Raw genomic sequence first — 19,038 nt, 5'->3', positions numbered from 1 at the left:
GCCTTGAACAAATCTAGCTACGATGGTCACGGACAACTGCCATTACCAAGCGCACGAAACCATAGAATATCAATAGCAATGCTAGTGATGTCCAAATAATGTAGCCACGGCGTGGATACAATGCTTCTTCAGCTTCATATGGCGTTGAAATCACAATCAGATTTTTCATCTTTTTGAAGGCTTCTAAACGCGCTTTTTCAAGTGATGATAACGATAATTTATATAGCTCAGTCGCAAACTCAACATCAGCTTTGATAGTTTCAAACTGTATGGCTTGGCGGTTCAACTTGGTGGTATTTGGTGACGTTAATTTGGTTTGCTCTTGAGTAATCTGCTCTGTGACAGCTTTTATCTGACTTCTTAATGAAACGACCTGCGGTGCATCTGGGTTCAAATAACTAAGCAATTGACGCTCTTCCGTACGTAATGAACTCAACTGCCCTTGTAGACTACCAATCAGCTGGTTAACAATTTGTGCATTAGCTTGTGGGTCGTAAATTTCATTGTCATTTTGATAGTTTAATAGCTGCTCTTTCGTTTCATTTAAACGATCTTGCGACTCGTTTAATTGTGTTTCTGCAAATACCAATTGATCACGAGCAACTTCTTGTGAAATACGGTTTACAAACTGCTCAGACTCACTCAAGATCGTTTTGTTGAGCTCAAAAGCATACTTTGCATCAAACGCTTCTGTCGATACTGAAAGTATAGAGCTTTGTTCATCCAGGTTGATATGAACCCGTTGTTTGAAGTACTCAAGCAACTCTTCTTGCGTGGCATCAGGTTTAAGCTCATTGATCGGGTCTGAACCATCAACATGATAAGCCTCACGGAACTTGAATTTTTTATCAAGTCGCTTCACCATATCATTGGACAGAATGTACTCTGTCAAATAAGTCGCATCTTCTTTACTCGTACTATTCACACCCAGTAACGCAGATAAGCCGCCACCTGATGCCGTACTGGTGTCACTGACCTGTTTGACCACTACATTAGCCGTCGACGTAAATCGTGGATGGGCAAACGTCATGACATAAAAGATCACTAACACCCAAGGAAGAATCACTAAGCCAATAAACAGCGAGAAGCTAACGATCTTACTTTTTTGCTTTGTGGATATGCTTTTCATAAACTTCTATCGCTTCTGTTGTATCATCAAAGACGTGTGCTGTTTGGTCCATTAACACAATACCAATATCACAGTTTCGCTTAATATCACCGATATTATGCGACACTATCAAAAATCCTGCTTGCTCACGACGTGCAGCCAATATCTCTTCACTACGCTTTCGAAAAGCAGCGTCACCCACGGCACCTGCTTCATCAAGCATGTAATAATCAAAATCAAAAGCCAAGCTTAAGCCAAACGTTAAGCGTGCTTTCATCCCTGACGAATAGCTTTTCACTGGCATGTCAAAATAACTACCAATGTCTGCAAACTCTTCGACAAACCGAATTTTTTCGTCGATGTAAGGACCACTTGAATATAGACGACAAACAAATCGTACGTTTTGACGACCTGTCAAACTACCTTGGAAACCACCTGCCACTCCGACTGGCCATGAAATCGTTGAGTCAGTAATAATCTCTCCGTGATCTGGCTCATCAAGACCACAGATAATACGGAGCAAGGTTGACTTACCAGCACCGTTGCGACCTAGCAAACCAACGCTCTGTTTATCACCAATGGTCAGATTTAAATCTTTAAACAGATAATGCCGACCTTTCTTGGTCATAAATGACTTAGAAACATTTCTAATTTCAATCATTTACTTACCTTTTTATATAGCTTGCATACTTGTTTCTAACGAGAGCGAATCATATCGCGTTCAGCATACTTATAAAGTAATAATCCTAAAAAATTAACCGCAAACATCCATTTCAAGAAGTAGCCAATATCAATATGCGATACTGGATAGTTAGGCGCAAGCGCATGTCTTATCAGTTCAATATTATGTATAAAGGGGTTATAAAGCAAATAACTAAAGTAAGGTTCGGGAATGATATGAATCGGATAAATAATCCCTGAGGTGAAATACAGTATTGTAAAGAATATTGTAATCACTTTACTAATTTCACCACCATAGTAACCAATCACCATCATGATTAGAGCAACACCAAAGCTAAATATAAAAAGTGTTATCCAACAGAACAAAACAATGTGCAAATTTTCTAAATTGGCATATATATCAAAGAAAGCTAGGCCTGCGAGTAGTAATATAGAAGTAAAAAAATAAATGACTAACTCTAAAAATGAACGGGCAATAATGACATCAATATGCTTAATTGATCGGTACATCAATAAGCCTTTGTTCGCATCAACAGCCCCTAGTGCTCTTGTTGCTATTTTTTGGAACATACGGAAAGGAACCATACCCGCTACTAAAAACAGGGAGAAATCCATTCCTGGCACTAAGCGCTCACGAATAGCACCAAAAATAACTAAAAATATAAGCACCTGAAACAGTACTTCAAGCGGTGCCCAAAGGTATCCCAAGCGATAGCCACCAAAGCGCGTTTGTAGCTCACGCATGAGCAATGCATGAAACGCAGCACCCATGACTTTGAGGCCACTACGATGCTTAATAGGACGATAAGGGGGCAGTTGTACAGACATAGCGTTACAGGACTTTACCGAAAACAGCCCCTATGATAAGTAAGCGCGACATAAGTTACAACAATTAATCTGTGTCTAAACAGATAAGCCTATGATTTAGTAAGAAATGGGTAAGTAATAATAACCAGATGCTCGATTCACCTCACTATCGACACACTTCCACCATTTATTTTAGGCAAAAAAAAACCAATCTCGATAGATTGGTTTTTTAGTTGATACTAATTAAAGTATCTATAAATGGTGGCGATGAAGAGACTTGAACTCTTGACCTCACGATTATGAGTCATGCGCTCTAACCAGCTGAGCTACATCGCCATTTTAGGTTGGCTATTATGCCTAAGCAGATGACTGTCGTCAACCCCTAATGAACATTTTTTCCAAAAAAATTGACCTAATATTGAGAAACCATCATTAACAATCAATAGCGAGCTTTTCAATAATATTTGGGCCATTAAAAAGGTTTGGTAAACCGATAAGCCGGGTTCTGTCGTGGACAATCATTCCTCTAGGCGTACAATCGCTCGTACGCTCAAGCAACCTACCCGCATCGAACGCGGGCCGCGCCATGCCGATGCCTATTTGGTCTTGCTACGCGTGGAGTTTACCATGCCGTGAACTGTTGCCAGCCACGCGGTGCGCTCTTACCGCACCCTTTCACCCTTACCGATGACATGAACATCTTGCGATACTCATATAAGCCAAAGGCGGTCTACTCTCTGCTGCACTGGTCGTCAAGTTACCCTGCCCAGCCGTTAGCTGGCACGCTGCCCTATGTAGCCCGGACTTTCCTCCCCTGCATGTCTGTTGCCAGTGTGCAGCGGCGATTGCCTAGTCTACCAAGCGCGCTAGTATAACAAACTTATGGCAAAGTGCGAACGTCTTTTGGATTTATTTTTAGTAGCAGCATAAATAGCTCAAATAAAACCTTCGGGCAAAGATAAACAGTAATTTTCTGACAGCGTTTCGGCATTAAGCATTTCAGTATTAAGCATCTCTGTATTAACAGACATTTGGTTTTTTAGAGCTGGTATCTGTAGCCAATGAGCCTTGGGGTAATTCGCAGCTAAATAATTTTGCAAAAAATCCACCGTGCTATTCGCAATCTCGGTATCCGTATTATCAGCATTGTCATGGATATGATTATAAATAACGCTATGTACAGATAACCCACGGGCTTTTATCGCTTCCAAACTCAGTAATGTGTGATTGATACTGCCCAAACGACCTGAAGTGACCAAAATAATTGGATAACCTTGAGTAGCAATATAATCTAAAATTAATAAATGCTCCGTTATTGGTACGAGTAATCCACCCGCGCCTTCTAGTAATACCAAGTCGTACTCAGCTTGCAATCGTTTGGTGGCATTAGTAATCAGTTCAGGATCTAGCACTTCCCCTGATAATCGAGTGGCTAAGTGCGGTGATGCAGGCTTTTCATAGCGATGAGCGCAAGTGGTAAAATCAAGGTCACATGGCTGTAGAGGAATATCCATTAGTTGACGATGGGTAATGATATCGTCAGCAACGCCCATCTCGCCAGTATTGGCATTCATTGTCACGCCAGTTTGCACCAGCTTCTGAGTGATGACGTTGACGTCCTGCTGCATCAACGATTTGGCAATGATGCCAGTGGCATAAGTTTTACCGATATCGGTATCGATACCTGAAACAAATAGAACACTCATAGCTCACCTTATAAAAAATTGACTGGCATATAATGCAGGGAGTTTTTGCTAAACTTCAATATTTGAAGCTGAACTCGAAACTTGTGCCAGATAAACTGTCACTACCTGTAGTAACGATTGGCATAAGGTCACAAGCTCATTATCAGTAATCACATAAGGCGGCATGATATACACCAATTTACCAAACGGTCTGACCCAGATACCGTTCTCAATCAACAAAGCCTGAAAAATGGGCATATCAACAGCGTTATGTAATTCAATGACGGCGACTGCACCCAAACAACGTACTTCTGCCACGCCTTCTAATAACGCGGCTGGTGCTAGCTGCTGTTCCATAATAGTCTGCATGTTTGCGGTACGTGCTTCAATATCATAAGACATAATCAAATCAATCGATGCACACGCAACCGCACAAGCAAGTGGGTTGCCCATAAATGTTGGACCATGCATAAGGGCTGGATAGTCGCTATTATGAATGGTATCGGCAATTTTTCGGGTACATAATGTCGCGGCAAAGGTCATATAGCCGCCCGTCAATGCCTTGCCAATGGTCATGATATCAGGGTTGATATCAGCATGTTCACACGCAAACAACTTACCACTACGACCAAAACCAGTGGCAATTTCATCCGCAATCAATAGCACATCATGTTCGTCACAAAGTTGACGAAGCAATTGCAGATATTCAGGACTATAAAAACGCATTCCGCCTGCGCCCTGAATAATCGGCTCAATAATAAAACCTGCTAGCTTATCGCTGTGCTCATCAAAAAATGCTGTAAGGGCAACACGATCAGATTCTGTTAAAGCCCGCTCAAATCCCAACGGTGGTGCTGCGACAAAATGCTGCGTTGGTAATTGCTTGCCATATAGGCTATGCATGCCGTTAATAGGGTCACAAACACTCATGGCATGCCACGTATCTCCATAGTAGCCGGAATGTGTCGAGGCAAACTGTTGCTTGTTCGGACGCTTAACGGCGACTTGATATTGCAACGCCATTTTTAAAGCCACCTCTACCGCGATACTGCCACTGTCCGCATAGAAAATCGCATCAAGTCCAGCAGGCACAATGTCGAGCAATTTCTGACCCAAATCTATCGCTGGCTGATGGGTCAAGCCGCCAAACATCACATGCGCCATTTTACCCAATTGCTCGATAATAGCGGCGTTCAATTTTGGATGATTATAGCCATGAACGCTCGCCCACCATGACGACATGCCATCGATAAGGCGCGTGCCGTCTTCGGTAACGATATAAATACCTTCGGCACGATCGATAACAATATTTGGATAAGTAGGTGGCAGGCTAGCATATGGATGCCAGAGATGTTGTTGATCAAAATCGCTCGTTATCTGGTTTGCATTTATCGTCATTACATTGTTCCTAAAGCGCTTCGAACCCAAATATCATTAATAATGTATGGGCTATTTATTGACCAGTAATACGTTTGTATTTAGACAATAAATCGCTTTCTGTCTCGACATGATTGGGATCATGAGGGATGCAGTCAACCGGACAAATAACCACACACTGTGGTTCATCAAAATGCCCGACGCACTCGGTACATAGATCAGGGTCGATAACATAAATATCGTCCCCTTCTGATATCGCCTCATTGGGGCACGCAGGCTCGCACACATCACAGTTGATGCACTCATCAGTAATCAGTAGTGCCATGAACGGCTCCTTACGGTTGGTTTTTAGCCTATATGCTGCAGCTGTCGGCCTATTAAAAGGCTAGCTGTCTTGAATCACCAGTTTTTTTGTAAAAGCATCAGACACACAAGTGGGTACGAATTTAGTGACGTCGCCACCAAGTTTGGCAATTTCACGAATCATGGTCGATGAGATAAAGGAATAATTCGGTGCTGGCGTCAAAAATACCGCTTCAAAATTTTCATCAAGCTCACGGTTCATATTGGCTAACTGGAATTCGTATTCAAAATCTGACATGGCACGTAAACCACGCAAGACAGCAGCAGCTCCTTGAACACGCATAAAGTCGACGAGCAAACCCTCAAAGCCAACCACGGATACTTGTGGCAAGTCAGCAAATACGGTCTCAACCAAAGCGACACGTTCTTCAAAGTTGAATAATGGCTTTTTATGATGTCCTGAAGCAACTGCAATAACGACTTCGTCAAACAGCTTAGTGGCACGTGTGACCAAATCCACATGACCATTAGTAATAGGATCAAAAGTACCTGGATATAAAATTTTGGTGTGTAACTTTGAGGAATTGGGGGAATCAGGAAGGCTCATAGCATGGCTAACATAGTCGGTAATATTGGACTATATGCTAGCAAATTTTGCTCAAACTTAATACTTATCTGCTACATTTGTCCTAACAGCTGACTTACATTTTTATCGGAGGCTTTGCTACAATGGTTGGTTCGACTCATCCTGCTTATTTTTTAAATAAAAAACACGCTAAACAAGCGGATTAGGATGAGGAATTATAGGTGAGGACAACGATGTTGTTCTTAGAAATCCTTACGAGGAAACCATGTCAAAGAAATCAAAAAAACCTGAGAATCAGATTTGTGCCAATAAAAAGGCACGCCATGAATACTTTATTGAAGAATCGTTTGAGGCGGGTCTTGCCCTACAAGGGTGGGAAGTCAAAGCCATTCGCGCAGGTAAGATGACCATTACTGAAGCGTATGTGATATTTCGCAATAACGAAGCTTTCTTGTTTGGTGCGCACATTCAGCCGCTACTATCGAGCTCAACGCACGTTAGCCCAGATAGCATTCGTACTCGTAAGCTGCTACTCAATCGTCGTGAAATCGAAAAACTAGCTGGGGCAATCAACCAAAAAGGTTATGCTTGCGTACCGTTGTCTTGCTACTGGAAAAACTCACTGGTGAAATGCCAGATTGGTCTTGCCATCGGTAAGAAGCAACATGACAAACGTAAAACATTGAAAGATCGTGATTGGGAACGTGATAAGCAACGTGGCTTTAAACAACATTTGGATTAATACAGTCAAATCCACTATAGAGGTGTTACAGCATTAACTTCGCTTGAAGTATGTTATATACATCTGCGCTCAGTTGCCTTGTACCACCTCTACATTGAACTAACGATAGCCTCTTAAACGAAGCCAGTTTAATCTAATACAAAAATGGACGATTCAGCATTATGTTGAATCGTCCATTTTTTATTTATCTTTTATTTAACCTTTATTTAGTCAGCAAATGACTCGCTTGCTTACGGGATCGGCTCTTTTGCCAAAGATTGCATATTTCTACGAGCTTGGCGCAATTGACGAATGCCATGTGTAATCAAACAAGCAATGCCGACCCAAATCAAACCATAGCTATAAATCATCGCTGACTCAAATGGATTGCCCAATACGGTAATCGCTAAGACAAACAATAGCGCAGGCTCCAGATAACTCATCATGCCATAAACATTTACAGGTAGCATTTGACTGGCATCAACGTTGGTTTTCATCGCCCACACGCTCAGTACACCTAGTCCAGCAATCATCATTATAAAGAAGGCAGAACCACTCACCAACCCCAAACTACTCGGTGCAAAAAGCAATAAGTAAGCCAACGCAAATGGCGCACAAATGCTTAAATCTACCAACAATCCAGTCACCGCACCGATACCCTGTAACCGTCGCAAAATGTAATACACAGGATAAGTCCCGCAAACCCATAGCGTCGCCCAAGAAACACTCTGGGTACGGACAATCTCACTACCCACTCCTAATGCTGCAAAGCCAACTGCTAACCACTGTAGACGACTTAACTTTTCGCCAAATAATAGGCAACCAAACAGTACCATGGTAAGCGGAAATAAGAAGTAACCCATGGCCGTTTGTACGCCTTGACCATTAACTGGTGCCCACATAAATAGCCAAAATTGACTCAGAAATATAGGCGTCGGTAATAACAGCCAAGCCCACTGCTTTGCCGTACGTAATGCTTTTAACTTATCAATGTGTAACCCTAAACGACCACTGATAACCAAATAACCAACCAGTGCCACCCACATCGCAAGCATCCGCCAGATAAAAACTTGCGTCCCTGATAACGGCGCTAAAAAGCTACTATAGGCGTAAAGAATACCGAATAACACATTGGACAATACGGCCAACACCACACCCAATATTAACGTACGTTGCTGCGTGCTGCCCGCTGTCCAAATCGCAGGTAAAGGTATGCGCGACACTGTGGATGCCAATGTACTGGCGAACGCATTAGATAATATAGAAATAGACATGAGCAGCACCGTAAAATAGTAGTCGTTAAACAAATCAATGGTCAGCACGGTGATGGTTCGTGGCTAACTACTGATTGGTTGATAGGTTCTATTTTACTTATACCTTACGAGATATTATTTCTATAACCATCTTTATGTGAGTAATATTATCTAAAAGTTTATTAATAATTCAATTATTTATCAGTTTTTGAATTATAGTGATAACAGGTTTAATAACAGAATTTTTAGCAGCGTTCTTTGCAGTGTTCTTAGCAGCATTTTTGGAGGTAAATACCGTGAGCCACGTTTTGGATGATATTGATAAAGCCATTTTGAATTTGCTACAAGAGGATGCTACGTTGCCTTTAAAAATAGTCGCAGAACGTGTCCATGTATCTATCGCTACAGCGCAGCGCCGTATCCAAGCGTTAACAAACAATGGCGTGATTACCAAGCAGGTCGCTATTGTCGATCCTAATAAGGTCGGCTATGGACTGACAGCGGTCGTAATGATTGAGATGGCGCGCTCCAACACGTCGATGCAGCATCGATTTGAGCGCTTAATGCATTCGCAGCCACAGGTCATGAGCTGCTATGAGGTATCAGGTGATGCGGATTTTATGTTGATGGTCAACGCTAAAAATATGAGCGAATATCATCGTTTCACCACAGGCTTGCTAACTTATGAAAATAACGTCCGCCACTTTAAAAGTCAGTTTGTGATGAACTTCACTAAGAGTGGCACGAAGATTACGTTAGATTAATTTCAAGGCGTGTCACTGATTGCTCATGACTTATTAATTATGGTTAATCAGTCATAATTAATAAATAGATGTCATTATTTTAGATCACATCAAGTGACTAAAGACACGCCCCAATCTCATATTGAAAAAGCATTAAATTCATATTAAAAAGACATTAAAAAAGCTTTTCAACCACTGCCCTCGGATGGCTCTGCTTGGCAGTCTCTGCAACCCGAAAAAATATTTCATCTGCTTCTACAGGGCCAGCAATATCGCACAAGCAAATATAAGCAAGCTGAATCAAATTATTCAAGAGATACTCATTGTCAGGTACGATTGGCCGCGCACCTTCCAAGAACTGATTAATGTCGATAGAATGCCCTTTAAAGGTGCGTTCTTTCGCGACAGTTTGGTGCATGATATGAAAAAAACTGCGTTTGTCTGATTCTGTTAGCTGACTACCAATGGCTTCCATCACCGTATAAAAAGCTTGAAGTATTTCAGAAACAGATTTTTGTTCATCAATTTCTACACTACTACCGCTCTCTTCGGCCACCTGCTGATGGTCTGTCTGCATCGTATTCCAAAAACCTTTACGAATATCAGACTTGTGTTCTTGTAGCTCAGGATAGCGTCGCGTCGCATCTAAAACGCACTGCTGCATCATTTTTACAGATACCGTCGAATGCCGCTGCCAATGCGTGGTGAGCAGTCGCACCTCTTCAGGATTTAAGTATTTTGCCAGTACAACTGCCATCGCGGACACGGTTTGATTTACTGATTGAGTGTCGATATTCATCAGTTTTCTCCTATAAATGTCGCTCTGTTAAGTTTTTGGCATCGAACATTTGCTTTTGAAACTCTGGATAGCCAATCTCTGCATGCTCGGTATAATCTAGACCGCGCTGCTCATGCAAGCGACTGGCTTTTAATCCAAAGCTGACATCAATCAACTTATACATGACGAGTCCCAATCCCAATCCCCAGACTAGCGCTACGCCCACACCAAGCGCTTGCACACCCACACGTGATAAATTAAATAAGTCGCCTGAATAAAACAATCCAGCCGCAAGCGTGCCCCATGCACCGCCAAAACCATGAACTGCAACGGCTGATACCACATCATCGATTTTTAGTTTCAACAATGCTTGTGTTGATAAGATATAGATCACGGAAGCAGCTGCACCGATGATAACGGCAAAGATAGGCGTCGTTGTCGCACAGCCTGCGGTAATAGACACCAAACCAATCAAACTGGCATTGACACTGTCACTGAGCAAAATAGCTTTGTTCAACGCTTTTGAGATGAGCATATAACTCACTACTGCACTGATTGCTGCTACGAATGTATTGACGGCAATTAGGCCGATATTGCCAGTGATCGATAATGTGGAACCAGCATTGAACCCAAACCAGCCAAACCACAAGATAAAACCACCAAGTGCAACCAATGTCATATTGTGGCCCGCTATCAATCTTGGCGTACCATCAGGTGCGAAACGACCCAACCTTGGGCCAATGACCAATATACCCGCGAGTGCTAGCCACCCACCGATAGAGTGCACAACCGTAGAGCCAGCAAAATCAATGAACCCAAGCTCAGCTAGCCAGCCCGTACCACCGAAATAACCACCCCAGACCCAGCTGGCGAATACAGGATAAATGAACAAGCAAATGAGACATGCCGCTACCGCGTAACCTACAAAGGATACCCGCTCCGCCATCGCCCCACTCGCTACCGTAACAGCTGTGGCAGCAAACATCATTTGGAAAAACATCAATGCCCAGTCCATATTGGACAAATTCACTGGCATAAAGTGATCCGTACCGAAGAACCCCGAATCATTGGTGCCCATCATCAACCCAAAACCAACGAGATAAAAAGCCAAACCACCGATACACATATCGGTATAGTTTTTCATCATGACATTGACCGTGTTCTTCGCACGTACCGATCCGCTCTCTAACAATGCAAATCCTGCCTGCATAAAGAACACTAGCACCCCGCCCCAAATAATCCATGCAATATTCTGATACTCAAGTAGCTGTGCCACTGTCAGAGCCGCTTCTTCAGCAGCCATTGCGCTAGACATAATCCCAAACAGTACCGCACTCATCAACAGTACTTTAGAGCAGAAGGAGGTACATAAGACAGATACCTTGCCCAAGCTAAAATAGGATGCTTTCACTTTACTTCTCCAAACAATTATCGATTTTATGGTATTTATATATGTATTGTTTTTATGAGCCTATCTAAATCAATAGACTCTACGAAAGAGAAAGCAAAGCGCATGCCAAAACGTACTTTAGGCATTGGGAAAATAAAATAGCTACTCTAAAAAAAGAGCACCCTTTAATCGAAACAGACCTGTAATTGTTCATCTAGCATCAAATAAACGCCGAGATGTGGACTGATAAAAATAAGATGCCTAGTACGAAATTGATACTTAGCTTCTGTTCTACTTCATTAGCAGTAGCCAAAGTATTTTGTTCAATAGAATATGAATAATGAGTAGATAAGGCATGTCTAAACCATGTACCATATCAACGAAAGTTTGATAATAATCATCAAACAGAGAATCAATATCAATAGTCGATAGTCAATCATCATAGACAAGGAAATAGAGCATGACTCAGCTTAAAGGCACACCTGCAGACAAACTAGAAAGCACCAGTAATAACCATAAGCGTACTACTGCACTACCAGCCAAATTCAACTCAAAAGCAGTGATTATGGGTGCCTCACTGGCGGCGTTGCTAGCGACCTCAGGCTGTGCTACCAGCTCATTGCTAGACAATGACAGTCATACCAGCACCAGTACTACCAAGAATGTGTTGTCTGAAGATCAAATCATTGCTTTTGGTCGTCCCGCTCAAGCATTGCCAAAAATGCCAAACGCGTCCATGGTTATCGTCGGTGAAAAAAACAGCTACGTGCTGACCCAAGGTGGGACAGAGATGATCAGCTTGCTGGGTAGCTTGACGCCCAAAAATATCCAAGTCGATAACGACATGAATTTTTATGTGCCAAATAATGATGGTTATTTTCAGGGAGATATGAAGCTTTCTTATGCCAAGTTAAAAGACGAATTTAAGCGCTCTGACTATCAGTTCTTTTTGCAAAACAGTGGTAAAGAATGTACCTCAGCCAGTGATCAGCGCATCAATGCCCAGCGCTTTTGTTTTAGCGTTCCGGTTAAAGGCGCTATCTATCCGCAGGTCAGTAATCTAAGCATGATTCAGTCAAATTACCGTCCTTTATCTAAGCCTTATATGGTGAGTTTTTATTCAAAAACCACGCAGAGCCACGTATCTAGTAGTGGTGCGAATACGGCGCAGAAGCTTGTATTGCTGCCCTTTGCCCTAGCATTCGACGTGGTTACCTTTCCGTTTCAACTATTAGAGTAGTCAGTTCTCTGTACTTATGACAGGGTTAAATCAAAAAGGTTTCTAACAATTTAGGAACCTTTTTACTTATAGATTATTCCACACTATCAATAACTTATCATTAATCGCCCATCGTAGAATAGGTCGCATAGTGAGTTGGATTCATGTTAAAATGAGCGCTTTTAAATGAGCCGTTAATATTTTTAATAAATAACGGCTTTTTTTAGTGCCATTTTTCTATTCAACAGGTCCGCCCATGTCTGCCGATACCATCGCCCGCACCGCCTTTAAACAAGGCACAAAACCTCTTTTCGATTACGACAAACACTGGGCGAGCTGCTACGAGCCTGCGCCCTATCTGCCTATGAGTCGCAAAGAGATGGATGATTTGGGCTGGGATGCCTGTGATGTCATTATCATTTCAGGTGACGCTTATGTCGATCACCCAAGCTTTGGTATGGCGATCATCGGTCGTCTATTAGAGTCGCAAGGGTTTCGCGTGGGTATCATTGCTCAGCCAGATTGGAAGAGCAAAGACGCCTTTATGGAACTGGGCAAACCTGTTTATGCTTATGGCGTGACCGCAGGCAACATGGATAGCATGATTAACCGCTATACCGCTGACCGTAAAATCCGTAGCGATGACGCTTACTCACCAGGCAACGTGGCCAATAAGCGCCCTGACCGTGCCGCTATCGTTTACAGCCAGCGCTGCCGCGAAGCATATCCTGACGTGCCAATCATCTTGGGCGGTATCGAAGGCAGTCTACGCCGCATCGCGCATTATGATTACTGGTCGGATAAAGTCCGTCGTAGTATCTTGATGGATGCCCGTGCCGATGTTTTATTGTACGGTAATGCTGAGCGCGCCATCGTCGATGTAGTACATGGTTTGTCTAAAGGCTATAGCTTTGAGCAAATGAGCAAGCTGCGCGGTACGTCATATCTATTGACGCCAACGCGCCGCCATTGGCAAGACGATATGACCGAAGTCGCCAGTAACGATGTCGATACCGTCGGCCGTGTTGATCCGATTATCAACCCTTACGTCATGACTGAAGACGTCGATCAATGCTCTATCGAGCAAGAAAAGCCGAGCGACTCGCCGGTTGGCCAAGCTATGTCTTCAATGTCATCGCAGTATCAGGGTTTCGTCGCTGAACCGGTCACCAATAAAATCATCAATGCTGACCAAGTGGATGAAGAGACGCAAGTGGTACAAATGCGTGGCTTTGATACTGCTGAGGGAAGAAACAATAAGCCGATGACGGCGCGCAAGCATAAGCTAAAAATGCCGCCACGTGAAAAGACCGTCATTCGTCTGCCTGATTATGAGCACGTCAAATCTGACCCAGTGCTTTATGCGCATGCTAGCCGTATCTTGCATCTTGAGACCAATCCGGGTAATGCCCGTGCGCTAGTACAGCGTCACAGCAGCGGTGCAGGTAATTCGCATACTTCTATCGACGTGTGGTTGAATCCGCCACCAGTGCCACTTTCAACCGAAGAAATGGATTACGTCTTTGACTTGCCATATGCCCGCTTGCCACACCCAAGCTATGGCGATGCGCGTATTCCTGCTTATGACATGATTAAGTTTTCGGTCAATATCATGCGCGGCTGTTTCGGTGGTTGTACGTTCTGCTCGATCACTGAGCACGAAGGCCGCATTATTCAAAGCCGTTCAGAAGATTCAATCTTGCGCGAAGTAGAAGCTATTCGTGATACTGCGCCTAACTTTACGGGTGTGATATCGGATCTTGGTGGCCCAACGGCAAACATGTACCGCCTTAGCTGTAAAGATGAGACGATTGAGAAGAACTGCCGTAAGCCGTCTTGTGTATACCCTGACGTCTGCGAAAACCTAATCACCGATCACAGCAATCTGACCAAACTGTACCGTAAAGCGCGTGACATTAAAGGCGTTAAAAAGATTCTGATCGCATCTGGTTTACGTTATGACTTGGCCGTTAAAGACCCTGAATACGTCAAAGAATTGGTCAGTCATCATGTCGGTGGCTATCTGAAAATTGCGCCAGAGCATTCTGAAGAAGGCGTCTTATCAAAAATGATGAAACCGGGCATGGGCAGCTACGATAAATTTAAAGCCATGTTTGAACAGTACAGCCAAGAAGCAGGCAAAGAGCAATATCTGATTCCTTATTTCATCGCGGCGCATCCAGGCACCAAAGATGAAGACATGATGAATCTTGCTATTTGGCTTAAGAGTCATGGCTACCGTGCTGACCAAGTACAGGCGTTTTACCCTAGCCCGATGGCGACGGCGACCACCATGTATCACACGCATAAAGATCCGCTACATAAGGTCAGTCGTGATGAAGGTGACATGGATATCGTCAAATCTGGCAAGCAGCGTAAATTGCATAAAGCGTTCTTGCGCTATCATGATCCAAAAAACTGGGTAATGTTGCGTAAAGCCCTGCAAGACATGGGACGCAGTGACTTGATTGGTAAAAATCGTGGTTGCTTGATTCCACCGTTTAACGCCAGTTTAGAAGGTCGCGATGCCGCGCAAGACAGCTATCAATCAGCGCGTAAAAAGAACAGCCGCCTTGGTAATGATTCGGTCAAGCGCAGCACTAACTCGTCAAATAGTAACGCCTCGACCAATGGTTCATCAGCTCAAGGCGCTGCGGGTAAAAACACAGCCAGCAAAAATACCAAAAAGCGTGTCAGCAAGGGTAACTTCCAAACCCAGCATACGGGTCTGCCACCGCGCAAAACCAAGTAGCGTTCATGATATAGAAATGCATGCTCAATTCAGAGCATGTTAAGTAAAACAAAAAAGCGTCTATCAACCACTTGTTGATAGGCGCTTTTTTATGCGTGTGAGATTGGTTTTAGCTAGTATCATTCACTACTTTAATTGTCTTCCAAAACACTCACAATGAGGCATTACATTAGTCAGCAATTGTGTGACAAAGCAAACATGTAACAAACAATTTCTAACATTTACCTGAGTTCGTTTTGGGTACTATAAGCTTAACGCATACTTAAATATAATTACATGATAACGTCTATATCTTTGGAGAAAACCATGAACACCCTTACCAAAATTGTCGCAGCTCTACCTGCCCTCGCCTTATTAAGCGCTTGTGCGACCACTGCTCCGACTACTCCAAATGCATCAGACGTGCCTGAGTCAGACACATCGGCATCAGAGACCATGCCTAGTGCTGCGTACGATCGTATGGCACCCGCACCTTATACTTGTACGGATGACAGCATCATCACGGCAAAACAATCTATTAATAAAAAACAAGTCATGCTAAACGTGACATTACCTAAAGTAAAATGGGCATCACAGCCAGTTATCTTAAATGGTGATGCGCAAGATCATGTCGCAAGCTATGTCAATGATTCAAGCCCAGACGCGGTCTACGCATGGCATATGAAAGAAGACAAAGGCATCTTCGCTATCAAATGGGCAGATGGTACAGAATATAACGTCAGCTGCCAAATCTAGTAAAATAATCATAAGCAGAAAGTGCTAGGGCGTGTTCTCAATTCAATCGATAGTCATCTAAATGGGTTAAAAATGGCTAAATCTTGCCAAACGGTGTCAAATAGCTGACTAATATCTCGATATTATCTGCACTATTTTCCTTATTTGACTGCAATTTATCTCATTTTTATTACCATTTTTAAAATGAGGACACGCCCTAGTACACATTAAACAGTCATCATAAGGTGGCTGTTTTTTTGTGCGCATTTTTATACAACCTGCCTGTCTCATGGATGTTGGTATAACAATCGTTTGTTTACTGCATTTCTCTAGAGAACCATAACGAAAGCTGTCAAAATAGCGCATATACACAATATGATGATGATCAATCAAGAGGATACGTCGATGGTTAAGCGCTTAATGAGTACATTGATAATTACGACGGCCAGTGTGTGGGCGTTAGCAGGTTGTGGCAACAATACTGAGACGCCTGACCAAACCTCTGAAGCTGCTGTCACGACCGCAGAAAGTTCAGAAGTAGCGGAAAATACTGTCGACTGGTCTCTAGTCGCGAGCGGTGAAGCACCTGCTGATATCACCAATTATCAATATCCGTTTGCGCTCGATAGCCAAAATGTGCAGGACTATGCGGATTATTTTAAAGTAGATAATGCCACGGCGCAGCATAATCTGACGGTGAGCATGGCAAGTAATGAAGCATTATCAAAAGCCTTGGATCAGCTGAGTGAGACCTATGTTTCGCATGAGCTAACTGATAGCGAAGACATGACGCTTATCATTCATACCACGCCCAACATCGCTGCCAGTAGCTATGATTATGTATTTTCTGATGATTTTGCGAAAGGGCTGGTGCTACCTATCGTGATTGTGCCAGATGGTAAGAAAGGTGATGTGAAGGCGCATAGTGAGATGGCGGAGTAGAGATTAAAATTGATACTAATCATTCATATATGATGTATCAGATACTTGTCCATTCTCTTCATAATTAACAAAACAGGTCGACTTCCCCATGGTTTTAGTATCAGATATTAAGACTTTGGATTGAATGTTTTCTGAATATTCAAAATTATTGTCGTCAGCTTGTTGTTTGATATGTTGTATTAAATCGCCTTTATTAATGGAATCACAAAAATTCTGCATTTTTTTAGGATAATACGTAAAGGCAAAAGCAGAATATAAGAGAGCACAAGTCATAACTATTGTGATGATACTTCCAGCATAAAGCAGCAGGTTTTTAATCATATTGCCCACTTTTTTTATCAAAAAAGCTATCTTTTGCATTGCGGTAATTACCTAAAAATTTATGCCAACTGACCAGTGTACTTCATAGTAAATTAAATATGAAAACTAATTATTTGACGACGCAACGAATCAAAGCTAGCGCTTGTTGCTTGATTCCTGAGGCTAATAAGGCGCTGACCAACTCGTCTGAGAAAAATAGAGAGTTATCTAGGACAGGGTCATGCCATAGGTCTACGTCGCACTCTTGTGCAGTAATATTCAGTTGGATATCATCATCAGTTGGTTCTCGTATTAAATGCGTAGGTAGCTTTGTAGCACCAGCATAGGCTTTGATTCCTTTGCTGTCTTCAATATTGAGATAGTTACGCGTCTCTGCGATATTGATAAAGTAATAAGGTGTCTCTGATATCAGCGCCTCTGTCTCAATGTCATAAATATATACTTGACTAAAATGCGTAGCGCCTAGCGTGAACTGACTGATAACGTCATAGCAACTTTGGTTAAATAATAAATAGCCATCTATAATTTTGAACATTAATTCATCAGCTTTAGGTAGTTTCTCATTTGGCTTGATAAATACTTTACTGGGCATATTATCTTCACTGATATATTCGCCCTTATTCCATTTGTTTTGAAACTCTAAAATTTCATTAAGACTTCTTATATATTTTTTGTCTTCCACTTCGGTTATCATTCCAGATCTTTTTTTCTTTTGTAGCTTATAAAGCTCCATAATATTAATGGTATCTGGCAACGCCGCTTTGATACCATAGGTCTCTGTCACATCATAATTATTATAATTACATAGCCATACTGTCTTAGTATTGGACATAATTGCTTCCTTAAATAATTAATAGGCTTTGCGAATAAAGTGCAATTATCGTATGGTATATTTTTTTACATTTCACGCAGTAGGGTGCGCTGGGCGCACCAACGCTACTGTAGAAAGAAAAATGTTTTCCATTCTAATAAATTTTAGCTGATTTTTAATTAGCTTATCCAATTTGAGAATTTGTTGAAATCCATTTCTGCTATGTCCGTATTACTACTTTTCCACCCTTTGTCATTATCAATGACAAAGTCTAATTTTTCACTTAAATCAATAACATATTCATATAAATTTATATCTAATTTCCAAGTTATAGAATAGGCTTGAAAATCTCCTATTTTGTTAATTATGAATTCAATTTCATCTTCATCAAGTTCGATGTTCCAGTCGTCGTATGCATTTATCATTAAATTAGCTTTGTATGAACTGGGAATATAAATACATTCGTGTACATATTCACCTGATGCTTGAATTATCTCTGCATTAAAATTTTCGTTTTTGATATACACGGTTATAATTTTCATCTATTTCACCATTTCAATTAGTGGTAGGGTGCGCTGGGCGCACCCTACTCAAAAATGTTCAAAATGCTTATTCTTGCGCGAATGAGTAAAGCAACCGTAACTCTCCACTAAAGCTGAAGACGAAAACTGTACGCGAGGGACGAGCGCCGAGTGAACCATTAAAGGATAACGGCTCATGACCCGCATATTTGCCCATTTTGAAAGAACTCAATGCTGAGGCCATGCTTTTAAATCTTTATCTTTTGTTCTTGCGCTAGGGACGAGCATGTTATTAAAGTATAACCTAACCAGAAAATCCCCTCTAA

Annotated in this window: 19 protein-coding genes, 1 tRNA gene and 1 other RNA gene; 6 read left to right on the top strand and 15 right to left on the bottom strand. The window is 42.2% G+C overall.

Going from position 1 to position 19,038, the window contains the following annotated elements; all coding sequences use genetic code 11:
• Positions 1–13 precede the first annotated feature (13 nt).
• The 9 genes from ACZW67_RS00630 to coaD all read right to left on the bottom strand — a co-directional run bounded on the left by ACZW67_RS00630 (position 14) and on the right by coaD (position 6,568).
• Positions 14–1,129, bottom strand: coding sequence for a KpsE/RkpR family capsule polysaccharide export protein (locus ACZW67_RS00630; protein WP_465181764.1), 1,116 nt, complete (start codon positions 1,127–1,129; stop codon positions 14–16).
• Positions 1,098–1,769: an ABC transporter ATP-binding protein gene (locus ACZW67_RS00625; protein ID WP_465181763.1), complete on the bottom strand. Its 672-nt coding sequence runs from the start codon at positions 1,767–1,769 to the stop codon at positions 1,098–1,100. Before ACZW67_RS00625 ends, ACZW67_RS00630 begins: the two co-directional genes overlap by 32 nt.
• Before the next feature lie 35 nt (positions 1,770–1,804).
• Positions 1,805–2,617, bottom strand: coding sequence for an ABC transporter permease (locus tag ACZW67_RS00620; RefSeq protein ID WP_194195922.1), 813 nt, complete (start codon positions 2,615–2,617; stop codon positions 1,805–1,807).
• A gap of 238 nt (positions 2,618–2,855) precedes the next feature.
• Positions 2,856–2,932, bottom strand: a tRNA-Met gene (locus ACZW67_RS00615).
• Between the two features lie 142 nt (positions 2,933–3,074).
• Positions 3,075–3,457, bottom strand: an RNA gene (gene rnpB, locus ACZW67_RS00610) — RNase P RNA component class A.
• A gap of 74 nt (positions 3,458–3,531) precedes the next feature.
• Complete coding sequence (bioD, locus tag ACZW67_RS00605; RefSeq protein ID WP_465181762.1) at positions 3,532–4,302, bottom strand: dethiobiotin synthase; 771 nt, start codon at positions 4,300–4,302, stop codon at positions 3,532–3,534.
• Positions 4,303–4,350: 48 nt separating this feature from the next.
• Entirely contained in the window at positions 4,351–5,679 is a 1,329-nt protein-coding gene (bioA, locus tag ACZW67_RS00600; protein WP_465181761.1) for an adenosylmethionine--8-amino-7-oxononanoate transaminase, read from the bottom strand.
• 55 nt (positions 5,680–5,734) lie between these two features.
• A complete protein-coding gene (locus ACZW67_RS00595) occupies positions 5,735–5,983 on the bottom strand; it encodes a YfhL family 4Fe-4S dicluster ferredoxin (RefSeq protein ID WP_021814308.1) in 249 nt (82 codons plus the stop codon).
• 60 nt (positions 5,984–6,043) lie between these two features.
• Positions 6,044–6,568, bottom strand: coding sequence for a pantetheine-phosphate adenylyltransferase (coaD, locus tag ACZW67_RS00590; RefSeq protein ID WP_197099835.1), 525 nt, complete (start codon positions 6,566–6,568; stop codon positions 6,044–6,046).
• Between the two features lie 244 nt (positions 6,569–6,812).
• On the opposite strand from coaD, the gene smpB reads away from it, so the two are divergent.
• Positions 6,813–7,289, top strand: coding sequence for an SsrA-binding protein SmpB (smpB, locus tag ACZW67_RS00585; RefSeq protein WP_197099834.1), 477 nt, complete (start codon positions 6,813–6,815; stop codon positions 7,287–7,289).
• Between the two features lie 230 nt (positions 7,290–7,519).
• Here the strand turns inward: smpB and ACZW67_RS00580 are convergent, their stop codons facing one another.
• Complete coding sequence (locus ACZW67_RS00580; RefSeq protein WP_465181760.1) at positions 7,520–8,542, bottom strand: EamA family transporter; 1,023 nt, start codon at positions 8,540–8,542, stop codon at positions 7,520–7,522.
• Positions 8,543–8,817: 275 nt separating this feature from the next.
• Between ACZW67_RS00580 and ACZW67_RS00575 the strand changes: the two genes are divergently transcribed.
• Positions 8,818–9,285, top strand: a complete 468-nt coding sequence (locus ACZW67_RS00575) for an Lrp/AsnC family transcriptional regulator (protein ID WP_465181759.1) — start codon at positions 8,818–8,820, stop codon at positions 9,283–9,285.
• Positions 9,286–9,439: 154 nt separating this feature from the next.
• On the opposite strand, the gene ACZW67_RS00570 is transcribed toward ACZW67_RS00575, so the two are convergent.
• Positions 9,440–10,063 (bottom strand): hypothetical protein, encoded by a 624-nt coding sequence (locus ACZW67_RS00570; protein WP_465181758.1) that lies wholly within the window; start codon positions 10,061–10,063, stop codon positions 9,440–9,442.
• A gap of 10 nt (positions 10,064–10,073) precedes the next feature.
• Entirely contained in the window at positions 10,074–11,381 is a 1,308-nt protein-coding gene (locus ACZW67_RS00565; protein ID WP_465181814.1) for an ammonium transporter, read from the bottom strand.
• A 616-nt stretch (positions 11,382–11,997) separates the two neighbouring features.
• On the opposite strand from ACZW67_RS00565, the gene ACZW67_RS00560 reads away from it, so the two are divergent.
• The 4 genes from ACZW67_RS00560 (at position 11,998) to ACZW67_RS00545 (ending at position 17,059) form a co-directional block, all read left to right on the top strand.
• The gene (locus tag ACZW67_RS00560; protein WP_465181813.1) at positions 11,998–12,672 is read left to right on the top strand and encodes a YidX family protein; all 675 of its coding nucleotides are present in this window, start codon (positions 11,998–12,000) and stop codon (positions 12,670–12,672) included.
• 235 nt (positions 12,673–12,907) lie between these two features.
• Positions 12,908–15,403 carry a YgiQ family radical SAM protein gene (locus ACZW67_RS00555; RefSeq protein ID WP_201588500.1) on the top strand — a complete coding sequence of 832 codons (2,496 nt, stop codon included), beginning with the start codon at positions 12,908–12,910 and terminating at the stop codon, positions 15,401–15,403.
• Between the two features lie 306 nt (positions 15,404–15,709).
• Positions 15,710–16,138 (top strand): hypothetical protein, encoded by a 429-nt coding sequence (locus tag ACZW67_RS00550; protein WP_465181757.1) that lies wholly within the window; start codon positions 15,710–15,712, stop codon positions 16,136–16,138.
• Positions 16,139–16,522: 384 nt separating this feature from the next.
• Positions 16,523–17,059 (top strand): hypothetical protein, encoded by a 537-nt coding sequence (locus ACZW67_RS00545; RefSeq protein ID WP_465181756.1) that lies wholly within the window; start codon positions 16,523–16,525, stop codon positions 17,057–17,059.
• 15 nt (positions 17,060–17,074) lie between these two features.
• Here the strand turns inward: ACZW67_RS00545 and ACZW67_RS00540 are convergent, their stop codons facing one another.
• The 3 genes from ACZW67_RS00540 to ACZW67_RS00530 all read right to left on the bottom strand — a co-directional run bounded on the left by ACZW67_RS00540 (position 17,075) and on the right by ACZW67_RS00530 (position 18,733).
• Positions 17,075–17,419, bottom strand: coding sequence for a hypothetical protein (locus tag ACZW67_RS00540; RefSeq protein ID WP_465181755.1), 345 nt, complete (start codon positions 17,417–17,419; stop codon positions 17,075–17,077).
• Between the two features lie 70 nt (positions 17,420–17,489).
• Positions 17,490–18,212 (bottom strand): hypothetical protein, encoded by a 723-nt coding sequence (locus tag ACZW67_RS00535; RefSeq protein WP_465181754.1) that lies wholly within the window; start codon positions 18,210–18,212, stop codon positions 17,490–17,492.
• A 158-nt stretch (positions 18,213–18,370) separates the two neighbouring features.
• Positions 18,371–18,733 carry a hypothetical protein gene (locus tag ACZW67_RS00530; protein ID WP_465181753.1) on the bottom strand — a complete coding sequence of 121 codons (363 nt, stop codon included), beginning with the start codon at positions 18,731–18,733 and terminating at the stop codon, positions 18,371–18,373.
• Positions 18,734–19,038 lie beyond the last annotated feature (305 nt).

This window comes from Psychrobacter sp. TPE 89C (assembly GCF_055522395.1).
Note: the sequence above shows the minus strand (reverse complement) of the source record. Positions and strands in the feature narration are given on the sequence as shown.

Bases quoted from the DNA above. Each gene is read 5' to 3' on its own strand.
- ACZW67_RS00630 (WP_465181764.1), bottom strand. From the start codon at position 1,129: ATGAAAAGCATATCCACAAAGCAAAAAAGTAAGATCGTTAGCTTCTCG.
- ACZW67_RS00625 (WP_465181763.1), bottom strand. From the start codon at position 1,769: ATGATTGAAATTAGAAATGTTTCTAAGTCATTTATGACCAAGAAAGGT.
- ACZW67_RS00620 (WP_194195922.1), bottom strand. From the start codon at position 2,617: ATGTCTGTACAACTGCCCCCTTATCGTCCTATTAAGCATCGTAGTGGC.
- bioD (WP_465181762.1), bottom strand. From the start codon at position 4,302: ATGAGTGTTCTATTTGTTTCAGGTATCGATACCGATATCGGTAAAACT.
- bioA (WP_465181761.1), bottom strand. From the start codon at position 5,679: ATGACGATAAATGCAAACCAGATAACGAGCGATTTTGATCAACAACAT.
- ACZW67_RS00595 (WP_021814308.1), bottom strand. From the start codon at position 5,983: ATGGCACTACTGATTACTGATGAGTGCATCAACTGTGATGTGTGCGAG.
- coaD (WP_197099835.1), bottom strand. From the start codon at position 6,568: ATGAGCCTTCCTGATTCCCCCAATTCCTCAAAGTTACACACCAAAATT.
- smpB (WP_197099834.1), top strand. From the start codon at position 6,813: ATGTCAAAGAAATCAAAAAAACCTGAGAATCAGATTTGTGCCAATAAA.
- ACZW67_RS00580 (WP_465181760.1), bottom strand. From the start codon at position 8,542: ATGTCTATTTCTATATTATCTAATGCGTTCGCCAGTACATTGGCATCC.
- ACZW67_RS00570 (WP_465181758.1), bottom strand. From the start codon at position 10,063: ATGAATATCGACACTCAATCAGTAAATCAAACCGTGTCCGCGATGGCA.
- ACZW67_RS00565 (WP_465181814.1), bottom strand. From the start codon at position 11,381: ATGAGTGCGGTACTGTTTGGGATTATGTCTAGCGCAATGGCTGCTGAA.
- ACZW67_RS00560 (WP_465181813.1), top strand. From the start codon at position 11,998: ATGGGTGCCTCACTGGCGGCGTTGCTAGCGACCTCAGGCTGTGCTACC.
- ACZW67_RS00555 (WP_201588500.1), top strand. From the start codon at position 12,908: ATGTCTGCCGATACCATCGCCCGCACCGCCTTTAAACAAGGCACAAAA.
- ACZW67_RS00550 (WP_465181757.1), top strand. From the start codon at position 15,710: ATGAACACCCTTACCAAAATTGTCGCAGCTCTACCTGCCCTCGCCTTA.
- ACZW67_RS00545 (WP_465181756.1), top strand. From the start codon at position 16,523: ATGGTTAAGCGCTTAATGAGTACATTGATAATTACGACGGCCAGTGTG.
- ACZW67_RS00540 (WP_465181755.1), bottom strand. From the start codon at position 17,419: ATGCAAAAGATAGCTTTTTTGATAAAAAAAGTGGGCAATATGATTAAA.
- ACZW67_RS00535 (WP_465181754.1), bottom strand. From the start codon at position 18,212: ATGTCCAATACTAAGACAGTATGGCTATGTAATTATAATAATTATGAT.
- ACZW67_RS00530 (WP_465181753.1), bottom strand. From the start codon at position 18,733: ATGAAAATTATAACCGTGTATATCAAAAACGAAAATTTTAATGCAGAG.